This window comes from Sphingomonas jatrophae, from assembly GCF_900113315.1.
Lineage (GTDB): Bacteria > Pseudomonadota > Alphaproteobacteria > Sphingomonadales > Sphingomonadaceae > Sphingomonas_P > Sphingomonas_P jatrophae.
The window spans coordinates 693,230-708,590 of record NZ_FOZG01000003.1 but is presented as its reverse complement, the minus strand read 5'-3'; the positions used below and the strand labels follow the sequence as shown (position 1 = coordinate 708,590).

General features: G+C 71.9%; 18 protein-coding genes. 1 reads left to right on the top strand and 17 read right to left on the bottom strand.

Translation table 11 applies throughout. The annotated features are described in order from the left end of the window. Positions 1 to 618: 618 nt before the first annotated feature. Positions 619 to 2,334, bottom strand: coding sequence for a heparinase II/III family protein (locus BM360_RS18880; RefSeq protein WP_093317269.1), 1,716 nt, complete (start codon positions 2,332 to 2,334; stop codon positions 619 to 621). Next, complete coding sequence (gene rpe, locus BM360_RS18875; protein ID WP_093317267.1) at positions 2,331 to 2,993, bottom strand: ribulose-phosphate 3-epimerase; 663 nt, start codon at positions 2,991 to 2,993, stop codon at positions 2,331 to 2,333. The genes BM360_RS18880 and rpe overlap by 4 nt, the downstream gene beginning before the upstream one ends. Before the next feature lie 85 nt (positions 2,994 to 3,078). Here rpe and BM360_RS18870 point away from each other — a divergent pair, with 85 nt between their 5' ends. Then, entirely contained in the window at positions 3,079 to 3,267 is a 189-nt protein-coding gene (locus BM360_RS18870) for a hypothetical protein (protein WP_093317264.1), read from the top strand. A 21-nt stretch (positions 3,268 to 3,288) separates the two neighbouring features. Here the strand turns inward: BM360_RS18870 and BM360_RS18865 are convergent, their stop codons facing one another. From BM360_RS18865 to fliE, 15 genes are all read right to left on the bottom strand, one after another. Further along, on the bottom strand, positions 3,289 to 4,419 hold the full coding sequence (locus tag BM360_RS18865) for an EscU/YscU/HrcU family type III secretion system export apparatus switch protein (protein WP_093317261.1): 1,131 nt from the start codon (positions 4,417 to 4,419) through the stop codon (positions 3,289 to 3,291). Between the two features lies 1 nt (position 4,420). Next, a complete protein-coding gene (fliR, locus tag BM360_RS18860; RefSeq protein WP_278247474.1) occupies positions 4,421 to 5,209 on the bottom strand; it encodes a flagellar biosynthetic protein FliR in 789 nt (262 codons plus the stop codon). 10 nt (positions 5,210 to 5,219) lie between these two features. Then, complete coding sequence (fliQ, locus tag BM360_RS18855) at positions 5,220 to 5,489, bottom strand: flagellar biosynthesis protein FliQ (RefSeq protein ID WP_093317259.1); 270 nt, start codon at positions 5,487 to 5,489, stop codon at positions 5,220 to 5,222. Between the two features lie 100 nt (positions 5,490 to 5,589). Next, positions 5,590 to 6,411: a flagellar type III secretion system pore protein FliP gene (gene fliP, locus BM360_RS18850; protein WP_093317256.1), complete on the bottom strand. Its 822-nt coding sequence runs from the start codon at positions 6,409 to 6,411 to the stop codon at positions 5,590 to 5,592. Continuing rightward, entirely contained in the window at positions 6,404 to 6,691 is a 288-nt protein-coding gene (locus BM360_RS18845) for a FliO/MopB family protein (protein WP_093317254.1), read from the bottom strand. The genes fliP and BM360_RS18845 overlap by 8 nt, the downstream gene beginning before the upstream one ends. Positions 6,692 to 6,696: 5 nt before the next feature. Continuing rightward, a complete protein-coding gene (fliN, locus tag BM360_RS18840; RefSeq protein WP_093317251.1) occupies positions 6,697 to 7,008 on the bottom strand; it encodes a flagellar motor switch protein FliN in 312 nt (103 codons plus the stop codon). A gap of 1 nt (position 7,009) precedes the next feature. Beyond that, positions 7,010 to 7,894 carry a flagellar motor switch protein FliM gene (locus BM360_RS18835; protein ID WP_093317249.1) on the bottom strand — a complete coding sequence of 295 codons (885 nt, stop codon included), beginning with the start codon at positions 7,892 to 7,894 and terminating at the stop codon, positions 7,010 to 7,012. Positions 7,895 to 7,903: 9 nt separating this feature from the next. Further along, positions 7,904 to 8,545 carry a flagellar basal body-associated FliL family protein gene (locus BM360_RS18830; RefSeq protein ID WP_093317247.1) on the bottom strand — a complete coding sequence of 214 codons (642 nt, stop codon included), beginning with the start codon at positions 8,543 to 8,545 and terminating at the stop codon, positions 7,904 to 7,906. Then, positions 8,542 to 9,804 (bottom strand): flagellar hook-length control protein FliK, encoded by a 1,263-nt coding sequence (locus BM360_RS18825; RefSeq protein WP_131819307.1) that lies wholly within the window; start codon positions 9,802 to 9,804, stop codon positions 8,542 to 8,544. The genes BM360_RS18830 and BM360_RS18825 overlap by 4 nt, the downstream gene beginning before the upstream one ends. Further along, on the bottom strand, positions 9,801 to 10,220 hold the full coding sequence (locus BM360_RS18820) for a hypothetical protein (protein ID WP_093317242.1): 420 nt from the start codon (positions 10,218 to 10,220) through the stop codon (positions 9,801 to 9,803). The genes BM360_RS18825 and BM360_RS18820 overlap by 4 nt, the downstream gene beginning before the upstream one ends. Next, the gene (locus tag BM360_RS18815) at positions 10,217 to 11,542 is read right to left on the bottom strand and encodes a FliI/YscN family ATPase (RefSeq protein ID WP_093317239.1); all 1,326 of its coding nucleotides are present in this window, start codon (positions 11,540 to 11,542) and stop codon (positions 10,217 to 10,219) included. The genes BM360_RS18820 and BM360_RS18815 overlap by 4 nt, the downstream gene beginning before the upstream one ends. Next, complete coding sequence (locus BM360_RS18810; protein WP_093317237.1) at positions 11,539 to 12,192, bottom strand: FliH/SctL family protein; 654 nt, start codon at positions 12,190 to 12,192, stop codon at positions 11,539 to 11,541. The genes BM360_RS18815 and BM360_RS18810 overlap by 4 nt, the downstream gene beginning before the upstream one ends. 1 nt (position 12,193) lies before the next feature. Next, complete coding sequence (gene fliG / locus BM360_RS18805; protein WP_093317234.1) at positions 12,194 to 13,204, bottom strand: flagellar motor switch protein FliG; 1,011 nt, start codon at positions 13,202 to 13,204, stop codon at positions 12,194 to 12,196. Beyond that, the gene (gene fliF / locus BM360_RS18800; protein WP_093317232.1) at positions 13,197 to 15,008 is read right to left on the bottom strand and encodes a flagellar basal-body MS-ring/collar protein FliF; all 1,812 of its coding nucleotides are present in this window, start codon (positions 15,006 to 15,008) and stop codon (positions 13,197 to 13,199) included. The genes fliG and fliF overlap by 8 nt, the downstream gene beginning before the upstream one ends. Positions 15,009 to 15,011: 3 nt before the next feature. Beyond that, positions 15,012 to 15,350 carry a flagellar hook-basal body complex protein FliE gene (gene fliE, locus BM360_RS18795; RefSeq protein WP_093317229.1) on the bottom strand — a complete coding sequence of 113 codons (339 nt, stop codon included), beginning with the start codon at positions 15,348 to 15,350 and terminating at the stop codon, positions 15,012 to 15,014. Positions 15,351 to 15,361: the final 11 nt, after the last annotated feature.

The window sequence follows — 15,361 nt, the reverse complement described above, 5'->3', positions numbered from 1 at the left end:
ACCGCAAATGTCCGCAATCGCGCGTCAGCGGACGTCGCCTTATCGCTCGTCGCCTCGGACTTGTTCCGGGGTCCACCAGGCAGCCGACCCGCGCCACCGCTGGATCAACCCGCCCACGCCAACCCTCCCCATCTTGACAAAACGAACCAGATCGGCTACCAGCCCACCCGCTCGCCACCAGTGATCGCGGCAGCGGGCAAGAGGCAGCCTTTCGGGCACCGACCGGCGCGAAGACATCCGGCTCCCAGCCGAAGCTTCGCGAAATAGACTGAACGGCGCGGGCGATACCCCGGGCCGGGATGCGGGCAGTCGCGGGGCATGGTCGCTTGTCCCCGTCACCATCCCGCATCCGAACCGGCAGCGTCTCGAAGGCAGACGCGCCATAACCTTGAGGCGGGCGGCCCTTCCAAGGGCGACCCCCTCCCGGATGCGCGCACCAGGACGCGCCGGTCGGCCTCTACTCCTTGTCATTACGGGCAAAATCCGCGGCAGCGTCCTACGCGCCTCCCGTCACCCCAGCGCAAGCTGGGGTCTCCCAAGGGCCTGGCACTCCGACAGCCTGGGCCAAGCCTCACAAGATGCCAGCTTTCGCTGGCATGACGCAGGAGAGCGGCGGTTCTACCCCGCCCGCTTCAGCACCCAGCCGACGCTCGCCCCGCCCGCGGGGCTCATTCCCGTCACCACCAGCTGGCTCGTCCCCCGTGGCCGCCCCGTCGGGTCCACCCACAGGCTTTCCTCGACGCTGAGCGTGCCGCCGCGGCAGCGGAACTGCCACAGCGCGCCTTCCGTGATGCGCAGCAGCGCGCCGAGCCCGTCGGCGGTCGCGCTCGCCTCGACGCCGGGCGCCAGGTGGAAGCGGATGGCGAAGGGCAGGTCGGTCGCGCGGCGGCGGCCCGAGGGGAGGAGGATGTCCTCGCCCTTCAGCTCGCGGCCATCGGCGGCCAGCAGCAGGTTGCGCCGGTGGATCAGGCCGTGGCGGCGGACATAGCCGTCATGGCTCACCTCAAGCCGCGATCCCGCCTCCAGCTCCTGCCGGTCCAGCTCCACCTCGCTCACCCCCCGGCCGAGCGAGCCGTCGGCGTGGATCGCGGTCGAGTTGGCGTCCGCCAGCACCAGGGTGGAGTGCGCCGCCGTCGCGCGCAGCGCCTGCGCCAGCTCCGCCGGCAGCGCCATGCCGCCGCCTGCGCCGCCGCAATTGACGATCAGCCGGTGCGGCCCGTCCGACAGCTCGAAGGCGAGCGTCGAGGCGCAGCCGCCTGCGCCGCGCGCGATCGGCGGCGGCGCGGCGTCGAGCACCAGTAAAGTCTGCACCGCGGACAGCCGCTGATAGCCCCAGTCGCGCGCCTGCCGGAGCGGCCGTCCCCGCACGCCCGAGGCCGTCACCGCCGCCGCCACGCGTGCCGCCCGCAGAGGCGCGCCGCCCTGCCAGCTCGACAGCCCGCCATCGCCCAGCGTCACGCCGAGCAGCGCCGGCACCGCCCGCGCCAGCGCCTGCGCGATCGCCGCGGCCGGCTCGCGCCGTCGCACCGCATAGACCTGCGCCAGCATCGCCAGCAGCTCGATCGCCTCGATCTGGTCGAGCGGCGAGCGGCTGGTCAGCCCGCCATCGGCGTAGAGCGCCAGTCCCAGCGTGCGGCCGAGCCCCGCCTCGCCATGCGCCACGCGCCCGTCGCCGCCGGGGATCAGCAGCCCCGCCGCGATCACGCCCGCCCAGGCGGCGATCCGCGGCAGGCCGAGCGGCGCCTTGTCGGCACTCCGGTCGAGGTGCCGCGCGCCCCGCGCCAGCCCGTTCAGCACGGCGGAGCGATAGACGATGTCGGTCGACGACAGGATGTAGGGGGCATAGGCGCCCCAGAACAGGATGCGCCGCCCCCACAGGTCCGGCCGCCACGCCGCATCGGCGACGGTCGAGCCATGCGCCGCCAGCCAGCGCCGCATCAGCAGTTCGGCGATGGGCGCGCCCTTCACGCGGTCCGTCGCCGCGGCGAGGTCGCGCAGCCAGGCGAAGCTCTGGAGATGATCGGCGAAGGCGGCCGATCCGGGCATCCGGGCGAAGTCGAGCGGCTCGATCTCGGTCGTCTCGCCGCGATGGGCGATGCTGCCCGCCAGCATCTCGCGCCCTGCCGCCGCCGATCCCGGCAGCGGGTCCTCCGGCACGCCGAGCAACTTGAGCGGATAGCGTCCGCGCAGGCGCACCGCATGCAACGGCGTGCGCCAGCTCAACCGCGCCAGCTGGTTGGTCAGCCGCTCGGCCAGCGACAGGCCGCGCTCCGATTCGACGCGGATCAGCCGTCGGCCCGGCTCGATCCCGTCGACCGGGCGCTCCGCCGTCATGCCCCGCGCAGCGCCCGGATGTTGGCAGCATAGGCGTCCGGCCCGCCCTTGAACGTCGCGGTGCCGGCGACCAGCGCATCGGCGCCCGCGGCGATCACGCGCGCGGCATTGGCCTGATCGACGCCGCCGTCCACCTCGAGATCGATGGGCTTGCCCAGCTTGTCGATCGACTTGCGGATCGCCTCGATCTTGCGGAACTGCGATTCGATGAAGCTCTGCCCGCCGAAGCCCGGATTGACGCTCATCACCAGCACCAGATCCACTTCCTCCAGCACATAGTCGAGCATCTTGGCCGGCGTCGCGGGATTGAGCGCCACGCCCGCGCGCTTGCCGAGCGCCTTGATCCGCTGGATCGTGCGGTGAAGGTGCGGCCCCGCCTCGGGATGCACGGTCAGCTGGTCGGCCCCCGCCTCGGCGAAGGCGTCGAGATATTCGTCCACCGGCGAGATCATCAGGTGCACGTCGAAGCGCTTGGCCGTGTGCGGGCGCAGCGCCTTCACCACCGCCGGTCCGATCGTCAGGTTGGGCACGAAATGCCCGTCCATCACGTCGACATGGATCCAGTCGGCCCCCGCCGCATCGATGGCGCGCACCTCCTCGCCCAGTCGGGCGAAATCGGCGGACAGGATGGACGGGGCGATGCGGACAGGCTGTTGCATGGGGGCAGGGGTCTATTGCGCGAAGGCAGGCGGGGCAACTGCCGAGCGCGTCATGCGCTTATACGCCCGAAGACAGGAGACGAGCATGACCGATCCGACCCCGCGCGACGCCGCCTTCTCCGACCATGACGGCGAGGGCGAAGCCAACCCCGTCCGCCCCGCCGGCGCCGAATCGATGCGCGACCCGCAGAAAAACTGGGACGAGCAGGACGAGGCGGTCGACGAGACCTTCCCGGCGAGCGACCCCGTGGACATGACCCCGCACAAGGATTGAGCCGGGCCGGACGGCAGGAGTCTACTCCCGCCGCCCATCCTCGTCGAACCGCGCATCCGGCGGCACTGTCACGTCGGGCTGGCGCGACTCGGCATCGAGGGAGCGGTCGAGGTTGAACACGAACGCCAGCACCGTCGCCACCGCCAGATACAGATCCTCGCGCACCGTCTGCCCCGTGCGCGCGGTGAAATAGAGCGCACGCGCCAGCTGCGGATAGCGCAGCACCGGCACCGCATGTTCGTCCGCCAGCGCGCGGATGGCGAGCGCCGTGTCCCCGCGCCCGCGCGCCACCACCATCGGCGCGGCGTCCTGCCCGGGGCGGTAGCGGAGCGCGACCGCGAAGTGCGTCGGGTTGGCCAGCACCACCGTCGCCTCGGCGATCGCGCCGCGGGCGGAGGCGCGCAGCGTCTCGTGCTGGCGGCGGCGGATCTGCGCCTTCAGTTCGGGCGAGCCCTCGCTCTGCTTGTGCTCCTCCTTCACCTCCTCCTTGGTCATGCGCAGGCGCGACATGCGCTGGAAGATCTGCGTCGGCACGTCGATCATCGCGATCGCCGCCAGCGCCACCGCCATGACGAGGATCGCCAGCACGAACACGGAGCCGACCTCCGCCAGCGCGCCCGCCGCATCGCGCGTGCCCATGTGCACGATCTCGCGCGCCCGACCCATCAGCAGCCACACGCCGACCGCGCCCAGCACGCCGACCTTGGCGAGCGACTTGACCAGCTCCGCCAGTCCCTGCTTGCCGAACATGCGGGAAAGGCCCGCCATCGGGTTCATCTTGTTCGGCTTGAAGCCCAGCGCATCGGTGCGAAAGCCGAGCGAGCCGAGCAGGGCGGGCGCGGCCACCGCCGCGATCAGCGTGATCCCCAGCAGCGCCGCCAGCGGCAGCGCGACGACCAGCAGCAGCCGGACGACCGCGCGGCCCGGATCGAAGCCCTCCACCGCGCCTGCATCGAACGACAGGGCCGAGGCGAGCATGTCCTTCAGCGCACCCAGCATCCACGGCCCCGCCAGCGCCAGCCACGCCGCGCCGCCGACGATCACCAAAGCGGTCGCGAGATCCCTGGATTGCAGGACGTCGCCCTGCTTGGCGGCGTCGGCGCGCTTCTTGGGCGTCGGCGCTTCGGTCTTGTCCTGTTCGCTCTCCGCCATGTCAGCCGCCCGCGATCCGCTCGGCGGTGGCGAGCCCCGCCTGGAGCGACAGGACGATGCCGTCGGCGATCACCGGCGCCGCAATCGCGAGCAGGACGATGCCCGCCATCAGTGCCGCCGGCAGGCCCACCGCAAACAGGTTGAGCGCAGGGGCCGAGCGGGCGAGCATCGCCATGACCAGCTGGACGAGGATCAGCGCGAAGCCGACCGGCAGCGCGATCATCAGCCCCGCCGCGAACAGCTGCCCGCCGAACAGGACGAGATCGTGCAGCGGCTCCGCGCCCATCAGCGGCCCGCCGATCGGCAGCGTGCGGTAACTCGCCAGCAGGATCGCGGCGAGCATCAGGTGCCCGCCGAGGCTGAGGAACAGCAAGGTCCCCAGCACCGACAGGAAGCTGCCGAGCGCCGGCGTGCCCTGATCCGTCGAGGGATCGATCATCGACGAGAAGCCGAGCCCCATCGCGTTGGAGATCGTCTCGCCCGCCACCAGAGCCGCCGAAAAGCCGATCTGCACGGCAAAGCCGATGGCAAGGCCGATCAGCACCTCACCGAGGATCATCAGCACGCCTTCCGGCGAGACGACGCCCGCTGCCGGCAGGTCGAAGCCGCCCGCCGCCAGCCCCGGCATGCCGACCGCCAGCGCGATCACCAGCCGCACCTGCAAGGGCACCTGCGGCGCGCCGAACACCGGCGCGGCGACGAATGCCGCGCCCGGCCGGATCATCGCCACCAGCCACAGCCACAGCTGCGCCTCCAGCCCGGCGAACCCGCCGGGGATGAGCGCGTTCACGGGCGCACCCTCACCGCACCAGATCCGGGATGCGCGCGAAGATGTCGCGCGTGAAGTCCGCCAGCAGCACCAGGATCGCGCCGCCGAAGATGGCCAGCGCAATGCCGACGACGATCAGCTTGGGGACGAAGCTCAGCGTCTGCTCGTTGATCGAGGTCGCCGCCTGCACCATGCCGAGGATCAGCCCGGCAACCAGCGCCGGCAGCAGGATCGGCGTCGTCGCCAGCGCCAGGATCCACAGCGCCTGCTGCGCCACGCCGATGAAATAATCCTGATCCATCAGCGCGAAGGACCGTCACCCCAGCGAGAGCTGGGGTCTCGTGCGGCCACGCGATCCGGTGAGAGATGCCAGCCTGCGCTGGCATGACGGGCGTGCCTCATCACCCTGTCCCGAAACTGGCGGCGAGCGATCCCATTGTCAGCGCCCAGCCGTCGACCAGAACGAACAGCAGCAGCTTGAACGGCATCGAGATGATCGACGGGCTCAGCATCACCATGCCGAGCGCCATCAGGGTCGTCGCGACGACGAGGTCGATGATCAGGAAGGGCAGGAAGATCAGGAAGCCGATCTGGAAGGCGGTCTTCAGCTCGCTCGTCACGAAGGCGGGCAGCAGGATGGAGAAGGGCACGTCCGCCGGCCGGGCGAAGCCGCGCGCGCCCGCCATGTCGCTGAACAGCTTGAGGTCGGTCTGGCGCGTCTGCCGCACCATGAAGCCGTGCAGCACATTGCCGCCGTTCCGCACCGCCGTCTCGATCGGGACGCGTCCTTCGCCATAGGGTGTGTAAGCGGTGGCGTTGATCTCGCTGATCACCGGCCGCATCACGAAGATCGACAGGAACAGCGCGAGGCCGACCAGCACCTGGTTGGGCGGCGTCTGCTGCAGGCCCAGCGCCTGCCGCAGGATCGACAGCACGATGATGATGCGGGTGAAGCTCGTCATCATGAGCAGGAGCGACGGCAGCACCGTCAGCAGGCTCATCAGCAGCAGGATCTGCAAGGACAGCGACAGCGGCCGTCCATCGCCGCCGATGGTCGTGAGCGCCCGGTCGAGCGCGCCCGGCGCGGCCGCGGCGGCCGGCGGCGGCGCGGCGGCCTGCGCGAAGGCTGGGCCGGCGAGCAGGAGCGCGAGCGCGAAGATCAGCGCGAGCGCCAGCCAGCCGGGGAACCGCCCGTGGCGCAGCTTCAGCGCCGTCTCACCCATTGGCGTCGGGCAGCGTCACCGTCCCCGGCTCGCCCTCCGCGATCAGCGTGATCCCGCCCCGGCTCACCGCCAGCAGCAAATGCCTGCCGCCGAATTCGACGACCGCCAGCCGCGATGTCGCGCCCATCGGCACCGCATCGACGACGCGCACGGCGCGCGGGCGATTGCCGCCCAGCGCCATGCCCGGCTGCACCTTGCGCCACAGCCACAGGCTGCCCACCGCCATCCCCGCCACCAGCAGCAGCAGCGGGATCAGCCGCAGCAGATATTCGCCCATCATGCCCGTCAGGACCGCCGCTCGAGGCCTGCCAGCCGGTTCTCCGCGGCGACCACCTCGACCACGCGGATGCCGAAGCGGCCGTTCACCGTCACCACCTCGCCCTTGGCCACCAACGTCCCGTTGACGAGGATGTCGAGCAGCTCGTTCGCCTGCCGGTCCAGCTCGACCACCGATCCTTCGGCCAGATCGAGCAGCTCGGACAGCCGCAGCGAGGTGGAGCCGACCTCGACCGAGAGCCGCAAGGGTATATCCGCAAGCAGCCGGAAATTGCGCGCGGCGGCCGCGCCGTCCTCCGCCATCGGCAGGTCGTCCGTCATGTCAGCCTTGCCCCTCGATCTGCTCGATCATCAGCGCCGCGCGCCCCTCGCGCTCGCCGATGGTGCCGGAGGCGAGCCTGCGGCCCGCTACGGTCAGCGGCACGGTGCTGGCAAGCGTGATCGGTATGACGTCGCCCGGTTTCAGCGCCATCAGCTCGGCAACCGACAGTTCCGGCCGCGCCAGCACCGAGCGGACGGGCAGCCGCACCGCCATCACCGCCTCGGTCAGCTGCGCGCGCCACTCGCCGTCGCCTGGCCCGCTCTCCTCATGCGTCTTGGCGGCGAGCAGCGGCTCAAGCGGGCGGAGCGCGGTGAAGGGGTAGACGATCGAGATGCGCGTCGGCGCCATCGTGCCGGGCGTCACCGTCAGCGTCTGGACGACCACCGTCTCGTCGCCGCGGACGAGGCCGGCATAATCGATATTGGTCTCGCGCGCGGCCAGCTGGGGCTCCAGCGGCGTCACCTCGCTCCAAGTCTCGGCCAGCCGCTCGACCAAAGTGTCGGCGATGCGGCCGAGCAGCCGTTCCTCGGCAGGCGTGAACTCGCGCGCCTGCGTCGCGGCCGGCCCCGTGCCGCTGCCGCCGTAGAAGGCGTCCACCATGCGCGTCACGAAATCCGCCTCGATCGCCAGCAGCATCGAGCCTTTCAGCGGCCGCAGCCGGTAGAGGCTGAGCGACATGAAGGGCGGCAGCGTCGCGGTCCACGCCTCGAAGCGCTGGGTGACGACGGGTTCGGCGACGACCTGCGTCTTGGTCCGCGCGATCGGCTCGATCGCCAGCCGCACGCGCCGCGCCAGTCGGTCGCCCAGCCGGTCGAGCCCGGCCAGCCGCACCGTGGTGCGCACCGGCGCCTCGCCGAAGCGGAACGGGGCGGGCTCGGCGCTCAAATGCTGGCCTTATTGGACGATGAAGCTGGAAAAATAGACGTCATCGATGCCGCCAAAGCCTTCCTTCTGCCGAAGCACGTCGTTGATCGACTTGGTCAAGGCGGTCTGCAAGGCCTTCTTGCCGGGCGGCGTGCCGATGACGTTCGGATCCTGATCCGCCAGCACCATCAGGATGGCCGAGCGGACGGGCATTTCGTGGCGCTTGAGGTTGTCGATCACGCGCCCGTCATAATAGGTCGAAACACCCAGCGAAACCTGGATCAGCCCGTCCGAATCCTGGAGGTTCGACGTGAACGGCTGCTCCATGGCGAAATAGGTCGCCTCATATTTGCTGGGATCGGGATGTGCGTCGGTCAGCGGTGCGCCATGCGCGCCCGCGGTCGCCTCGCCGCCTTCGCCGCCGCTCTCGTGGCCGCCGCCGCCCTCGCCGCTCTCGGCCTTGTGCTCGCCCTCGCCCTTGGGGACGAGCTTGGGCACGTCCTTCTCCTCCGCATGCGCGCCGCCGCCGCCCGCACCCGCGGCATAGAGGCCCGCGCCGACCCCGCCGCCGAGCAGCAGCGCGCCGCCGACGCCGAACAGCAGCAGCGGCTTCAGCTTGCCTTTCTTCTTGGGGGCAGGGGCGCCATCGGCGGGGGCTTCGGTCTTGCTCATGCGTAACGGTCCTGGGCTTGGTGGCGCTTCACCGGCGCCGGGGAGGTTGGGGCTGCCGCCGCGGCGGTGCGGAGGATCGGGGCAGGCGCGGGCGCGCGCTGGTCGCCGCCTTGGCCGCTCCGTCCGCCGGACAGGTCGATCTGCGTCTCGGCAATGCGCACGCCGCTCGCCCGCGCTTCGGCTTGAAGCGTCGGCGCGGCATCGGCGAGCAGCGCATGCGCCCGCTCGTCCGCGGTGGCGAGGCGGACGGAGGCGCCCTCGTCCCCACGCGCAATCTCGACGCGCACCTCGCCCAGCCGCTCAGGCGCGACCGCGAAGCGGGCGGTGCCGTCCGGCGCGGCGGCCGAGGCGATGTCACGCGCCAGCCCGTCCAGCCACGCCGCATCCCGGGCGGCGGCAAGCTGGTGGTGGCCGGGGTCGGGTGCGGGCTGCGTTGCCGCGGGTGGTGCCGGCGCGGGGCTTCGGACGGGTTCGGCCGGGCCGTGCGCCGCATGCGGCACCGATGCGGCTGCGGCATCGGCCAGGGTGGCTTGCGGCCCCGCCGGATCGGCGGGCGAAAGCGTCTCGGCCGCCTGTGCGACATCGGGCTCGGCGGGCGCACGATCCGTCCCGGAGGGTGTGGCGGCCTCCTGTCGCGCACCATCGCGGGTGGGAGCGACCGGCTGTCGCGCGATCGTCTTCACCGTCTTGTCGACGAGCGCCGCCGTGCTCCGCATCGCATTTGATGGCTCGTTTGCGGGAGCGTTGGAATCAAGGACGACGACGGCCGCAGGCGCGGTTGCGGGCGCCGCCATCGCGGGAAGCTCAGCGTCGGCGGCGGGCGCAACAGCACCATCGGAAAGCGCGGCCGTCAGCGCGGCCGCGGTGCGTTCCAGCGCGGGATCGGCCGCCGCCACCGCCTGCGGGCTCGTCGCCGTGAGCTGTGCCGTCAGCATCCGACGCGGCGCGGTGGAGCCGTCGGTGGCCGTCGCGCGCACCTCGGGAGCGGTGCGCGGCGCCGCCGCCGGGGCGAGCAGCGCCAGCAGCGCGAGGATCTCGGGTGAGAGCGCGGGCCTGGCATCCGCCGGGGGCGCGGGGCTCTCCGGATCGGCGGTCCCATCCGCCACAACCTCAGGCGTCTCCGCCGCGGCGGTCCCGTCCGTCCCCACCGGCGTCTCCGCCATGGCGGCGAGCAGAGCGGCGAACTGGTCGCCATGCGCCGGCACCGCGCGGGCCAAAGCGAGCGGCTCGATCGTCAGTGGGGGCAGGGTCGCGATCATGCCCACTCCTCCTCGGGCCGGCGCAGGCGCGGGATCGGCATGCGCTTCTCCGCTGCCTTGGCCGCCGCCGCGCGCGCGCGCTGCTCCAGCCGCTCGGCGCTTTCCTGCTGGATGCGCGCGGCCAGCCTGAGCGCCGCCTCGCGCTCCGCCGCGGCACGCGCGCCGACGATGGCGTCCGCCAGCCCGTCGCGCATCGCGTTCAGCCGCTCGGCCATGCCGCTCGCCGTCCGCAGCGTCGCGCCGCTCGTCGCGCCGGGCGCGGGCGCCATCGATCCGGCCAGCGCCGCCAGCCGCTCGGCGGTGGAGACGAGGCTCTCCGCCTTCGCTTCCGCCTTCGCCGCGGCCGCCGCCGCCTGAAGGTGCTGGATACGGCGCACGCGCACGATCCGCTCGCGCCTGTGGGCGAGGCCGCTCATCCGCCGAACCGCTCGACCAGATCGGCGATGGATTGCGCCATGTCGATCTGCGCCTTGGCCGGTTGCGAGATGAAGTCGAGGATGACCGGCTGGTGCGCGATCGCCGCGTCGATCATCGGGTCGGAGCCCTGGGCGTAGGCGCCCATCAGCACCAGATCGCGATTCTCCTCGTAGATCGACCAGAGCCGCTTGCACATCGCCGCCGCTGCCGCATGCTCGGGCGCGACGATGTCGGACATGACGCGGCTCAAGGACTTGCCGACGTCGATCGCCGGAAACACGCCCCGCTCCGCCAGCGCGCGCGACAGCACGATATGCCCGTCCACGATCGAGCGGGCGGCATCGACGATGGGGTCGTCCGTATCGTCGCCGTCCGCCAGCACGGTGTAGAGCGCAGTGATCGATCCGCCCGAGCGGCTGTCCGCCCCCGCGCGCTCGACGAGCCTTGGGATCAGGCCGAGCGCGGAGGGCGGATAGCCCTTCATCGTCGGCGGCTCGCCCAGCGAAAGGCCGATCTCGCGTTGCGCATGGGCGACGCGAGTCAAACTGTCGATCAGCAGCAGCACCTTGAGGCCCTGGTCGCGGAAATATTCGGCGATGGCGGTCGCGCGCATCGCCGCGCGCAGGCGCAGCACCGGCGGGTGATCCGCGGGCACCGCGACGACGACCGACTTGTCGCGGACAGGGCCCGATAGCTTGGTCGCGAGAAAGTCGCTCACCTCGCGCGATCGTTCGCCGACGAGGCCGACGACCACCACGTCGCAATCCGCGCCCTGGATCATCTGCCCCATCAGCACCGACTTGCCGACGCCCGAGCCCGCGCAGATCGCGATCCGCTGCCCGACGCCGGCGGTGAACAGCGCGTTGACCGCGCGCACGCCCATGTCGAACGCCTCGGTCACGCGCGCGCGGTCGAGCGGGTTGCTGCGGCGACCCGCCAATGGCGCGCGGTGATGCGCGCCGATCGGCCCCAGTCCGTCGAGCGGATTGCCCAGCGCATCGACGACGCGGCCGAGCAGCGCCTCGCCCACCTCCGCCGATCCGCCGCGCGCGTCGGGCTCCACCCGCGCGCCCGCCCGGTGCGGCGCATCGCCGTCCAGCGCCATCAGCAGCGTCCGGCCATTCTTGAAGCCGACCACCTCGGCGCGGGCCGGCCGCCCTTCGTCGTCGATCACGCGCACCGCCGCACCCACCGGCTGCGACAGCCCCGTCGCCTCCAGCATCAGCCCGTCATAAGCGGCCAGCCGCCCGACCCGCCGCGGGGTCACGGCTCCGAGATCGATCCGGTCGAGCAGCCCCGCCGCGTCGCTGGCCAGCGTCATCGTGCCACCCCCAGGCCGTCCAGCACGGCATCCAGCCGGTCCAGCGCCACATCGACGCCATGTTCGATCCAGCCGTCGCGCGTTTCCAGCAGCACGCTGCCGGGCGACAGCGTCGCATCCGCCACCAGCTCGACCGGCAGGTCGGCCTCGGCCAGCCGCGCCGCGTCTTGCGGGTGCAGCCGCATGCGCCCGGGCACAGCCTCGTCCGCGATCAGCGCCGCGGCCGCCTTGGCGCGGGCGAGCAGGGTCAGCCCGTCGATCGCGACTTCGCCCACCACCTGCCGCACCAGCCGCTCCACCGTCGCGGCGAGCAGCAGCGCAAGGTCGCCCGACGGCTGCGGGGAAAGCGCGACCAGCGTCTGCGCCAGCCGCCGCAGCGCCTCGCGCTCCTCGACCAGGGCGGCGCGCTCGTCCGCCAGCAGGTCGCCGCTCTGGCGCAGGCCCTCCGCCACGCCGCGCTCCCACGCCGCGGCCTCGGCCATGGCGAGATCCACTTCGGTCGGCGCCGCCGGCTCGCGCATCGGCGACACTGCGGCCGGCGTTTCGCTGCGCAGCAGGCGTGCAGCGAGCGGCACGAACGCAATGTCCGCCCCGCGCACCGGCGCCGCGGACGATGCCGCCGCCAGCCCCGCCCTGTCTAGCCGCCACACCTCAGACAAAGTCGTCCCCCTGTCCGCCCAGCATGATCGTGCCCGCATCCGCCAGCCGCTTGGCGACGGACAGCACTTCGCGCTGCGCATCCTGCACCTCGGCCAGCCGCATCGGGCCGCGGCCGACGATCTCGTCCTGGATCGACTGCGCCGCGCGGCTGGACATGCAGCCGAACATGCGCGTCTTGATCCGCTCGTCCGCACCCTTCAGCGCGACGATCAACACCTCGTTGTCCACCGTCCGCAGCAGCGTGCCGAGGCCCTTCTCGTCGATGTCGAGCAGGTTCTCGAACACGAACATCTCGTCCTCGATCGTCTTGGCCAGCGTCTTGTCGAGCTTGCCGAGCGCACGGACGATGCGCTGCTCCGCGCTTTTGCGCGTATTGTTGACGATCTTCGCCGCCTCCGACGCGCCGCCGCGCTTGGAGGTGGTGCCCGAATTGCTGCGCGCCACCTGGCGCAGCAGGATGCGCTCGAGGTCGTCCAGCGCCTCCGCCGTCACCGGCCCCAGCGTCGCGACGCGGTAGACGATATCGGGCTGCTGCTCGGGATCGAGCAGTTGCAGCACGTCGGCGGCGACCGGCGCTTCCAGATGCGCCAGCACCAGCGCCACGACCTGCGGATGCTCATGCTCCACCAGCGAGGCGATCGTGCGCGGGTCCATCCACTTCAGCGTGTCCAACGTCGAGGCGCGCGTCTGCGGCGTGATGCGCGCCAGCACGTTCTCGGCGCGGTCGGCGCCCAGCGCGCGGCTCATCATGCCGCGGATCTGCGCATCGCTCTCGAAGCCCAGGGTGGTGCGCTGCCTGGCCCGCTCGACGAACATGTCGAGCACGCCGTTCACCTGCCCCTCGGACACGTCGGCCACGCCGAACATCGCGCCGCCCAGATGCTGCACCTCCTCCGGATCGAGCCGGGAGAGCACCTCCGCCGCTTCCTCCTCGGGCAGCAGCATCAGCAGGATCGCCGCGGCCTCGCCGCCCTGCGGCACCGCGTTCAACGGATCAGCCATTGGCCGCCTCCGCAGGCGCCATGTCGGCGCGGATCAGGTCGCGCACCACCAAAGCGGCGCGGGCCGGATCCTGCTTGACGAAGTTGCGGATCAGCGCGGCGCGGTGCTGGTAGGAGGGGGCCGCCTCGATCATGTCGAGCGTCACGGGCTTCTCCGGATCGACTGCGGGCGCCTGCGCCAGCGCCGTCCCGATCTCGTTGCCGAGCTTCGAGCGCTCCTCCTTCGCCGCTTCCGCCTTCTTCGCCGCTGCCGCCTTGCGCCCGGCGAGCAGCGGCCGGCCGATGCCGAACACCAGCAGCGCGGCGACGAGCAGCGCGGACAGGTTGCGCGCCAGCAGCGCCACCCACGACGCCTCGTACCAGGGCGCCGCCTCGATCGTGTCGGGCGCGAAATCGCGGGCGGAGACGGCGATCAGGTCGCCGCGCTGCGCATCATAGCCGACGGCACCGCGGATCAGCTGCTCCAGCGCGGCGATCTCCGCCTTGCTGCGCGGCTTGCCGCCTTCCGGCTGCTTCAGCGCGACCGCGACCGACAGGCGCTTCACCGTGCCCGAGGGCGATTTGATGACAGCGACCTCGCGGCCGAGCTCGAACGTGCGGTTGAACGTCTCGGAGGTGCGGTCGGACGGCACCATGCCGGGCGTCACCGCGACACCCTGCGCCTGCTGCGTGCCGGGCGTCGCCGCGCCGGGGGTGCCGGGCGCACCGGGCGTGCCGGGTGCTGCCGGGGTCGCGGCGGCAGGCTGCGCCGGCGCTTCGCCCGACACTTGCGCGCCGCCGGGCGCCTGGTTGGAGAGATAACCCGGGATGCCCGACGGATTGGCGCCCTGCGCCCCTTCCTTGGACCATTGCCCCTGTTCGGAGCGGACCACCGCATCCGCCTTGGGGAAGCTTTCGCGCGTCGCCTGCGTCTCGGTGAAGTCGAGATCGGCATGCACCTCCGCGGTGAAGTTGCCCGCGCCGACCAGCGGCGTCAGCAGCTTGGTCAGCGCGTCGGCATAGCGGCCCTCGATCCCGTTCTGGATCTCGATCTGCCGCATCGTCGCCTGCGCCGCAGGGTCGCTCGCGCCGCCCGACAGCAGCCGGCCCGACTGGTCGACGATCGACACGCCGTCCGCCGACATGCCGGGGATGGAGGCGGCGACCAGCTGCGCAATGGCGCGCGTCTGCGTGTCGGAGAGCTGCCGGCCCGAGCGGAGCTTCAGCATCACCGACGCGGCCGGGGCGGAACGCTCGCGCAGGAACACGCTCGGCGCCTCGACCGCGAGGTGGACGCGCGCCTTCTCGACCGAGTCGATCGCCTCGATCGTACGGGCGAGGTCCGCTTCCTGCGCCGCGCGCACCCGCTCGCCCTCGACGGCGCGGCTGGCGCCCATCGGCAGGGAGGTCAGCACGCTGTCCGCCTCCGGCGCGGCCTTGGGCAGGCCCTGCTGCGCCAGCAGCATCTTGGCCTGGTAATAATCGCTTTCGGAGACCGTGATCGCGCCGGTCGAGCGATCCACCGCATAGTCGATGGCGGAGGCCTTGAGCGCGTCCGCCACGGCCGCCTTGTCCGCGTCGCCCAGCCCTGCGAACAGGTCCTTCTGCGGCGGCGCCGACAGCGTCGACCAGACCAGCGCCCCGGCGCCGAGCAGGCCGACGAGGCCTGCCATCGGCAGGCTCTTCGCCACCGCCGGCTGCGCGGTGAAGGCGCGGACCTTCTCGAGAATGGGGCCGGCCGGGCCCTGGCCGCCGATGCGGACCAAGGGCGGGGTGGCGGCGTTGGAGGGGATCACTTGGGCCCCGGAGGCGACGAGATCTGCCATGGCTTAGACCGGCATGCTCATGATGTCCTTGTATGCGGCAAGGAGCTTGTTGCGGACCTGCAACGTGGCCTGGAAGCCGACCGACGCCTGCTCGCGGGCGAGCATGACGGCGGCGATGTCGGTGGTCTCGCCGCGCTCATAGCTGCTCGACACCGCCTCGGCCTTGGATTGCAGGCCGTTCACCTGCTCCAGCGCGCCCTTCAGCGTGGTCGAGAAATCAGTCGGCGCGGCCTGCGCGGGGGCGGGCGCGGCGGCGGCGCCCGCCACCTTCTGCAGCGCGCTGTTCTGCTGCAGGATTTGCGTCCGCATCGCCAGCAGCGAGGAGGGGGTGATCGTGTTCATCTCGGGCTATC

Excerpts from the sequence above, each read along its gene's own strand:
- BM360_RS18830 (WP_093317247.1), bottom strand. The coding sequence starts at position 8,545 with ATGAGCAAGACCGAAGCCCCCGCCGATGGCGCCCCTGCCCCCAAGAAG.
- fliN (WP_093317251.1), bottom strand. The coding sequence starts at position 7,008 with ATGACGGACGACCTGCCGATGGCGGAGGACGGCGCGGCCGCCGCGCGC.
- fliF (WP_093317232.1), bottom strand. The coding sequence starts at position 15,008 with ATGGCAGATCTCGTCGCCTCCGGGGCCCAAGTGATCCCCTCCAACGCC.
- BM360_RS18865 (WP_093317261.1), bottom strand. The coding sequence starts at position 4,419 with ATGGCGGAGAGCGAACAGGACAAGACCGAAGCGCCGACGCCCAAGAAG.
- rpe (WP_093317267.1), bottom strand. The coding sequence starts at position 2,993 with ATGCAACAGCCTGTCCGCATCGCCCCGTCCATCCTGTCCGCCGATTTC.
- BM360_RS18845 (WP_093317254.1), bottom strand. The coding sequence starts at position 6,691 with ATGATGGGCGAATATCTGCTGCGGCTGATCCCGCTGCTGCTGCTGGTG.
- BM360_RS18870 (WP_093317264.1), top strand. The coding sequence starts at position 3,079 with ATGACCGATCCGACCCCGCGCGACGCCGCCTTCTCCGACCATGACGGC.
- fliP (WP_093317256.1), bottom strand. The coding sequence starts at position 6,411 with ATGGGTGAGACGGCGCTGAAGCTGCGCCACGGGCGGTTCCCCGGCTGG.
- BM360_RS18880 (WP_093317269.1), bottom strand. The coding sequence starts at position 2,334 with ATGACGGCGGAGCGCCCGGTCGACGGGATCGAGCCGGGCCGACGGCTG.
- BM360_RS18815 (WP_093317239.1), bottom strand. The coding sequence starts at position 11,542 with ATGACGCTGGCCAGCGACGCGGCGGGGCTGCTCGACCGGATCGATCTC.
- BM360_RS18820 (WP_093317242.1), bottom strand. The coding sequence starts at position 10,220 with ATGAGCGGCCTCGCCCACAGGCGCGAGCGGATCGTGCGCGTGCGCCGT.
- fliG (WP_093317234.1), bottom strand. The coding sequence starts at position 13,204 with ATGGCTGATCCGTTGAACGCGGTGCCGCAGGGCGGCGAGGCCGCGGCG.
- fliQ (WP_093317259.1), bottom strand. The coding sequence starts at position 5,489 with ATGGATCAGGATTATTTCATCGGCGTGGCGCAGCAGGCGCTGTGGATC.
- fliE (WP_093317229.1), bottom strand. The coding sequence starts at position 15,350 with ATGAACACGATCACCCCCTCCTCGCTGCTGGCGATGCGGACGCAAATC.
- BM360_RS18825 (WP_131819307.1), bottom strand. The coding sequence starts at position 9,804 with ATGATCGCGACCCTGCCCCCACTGACGATCGAGCCGCTCGCTTTGGCC.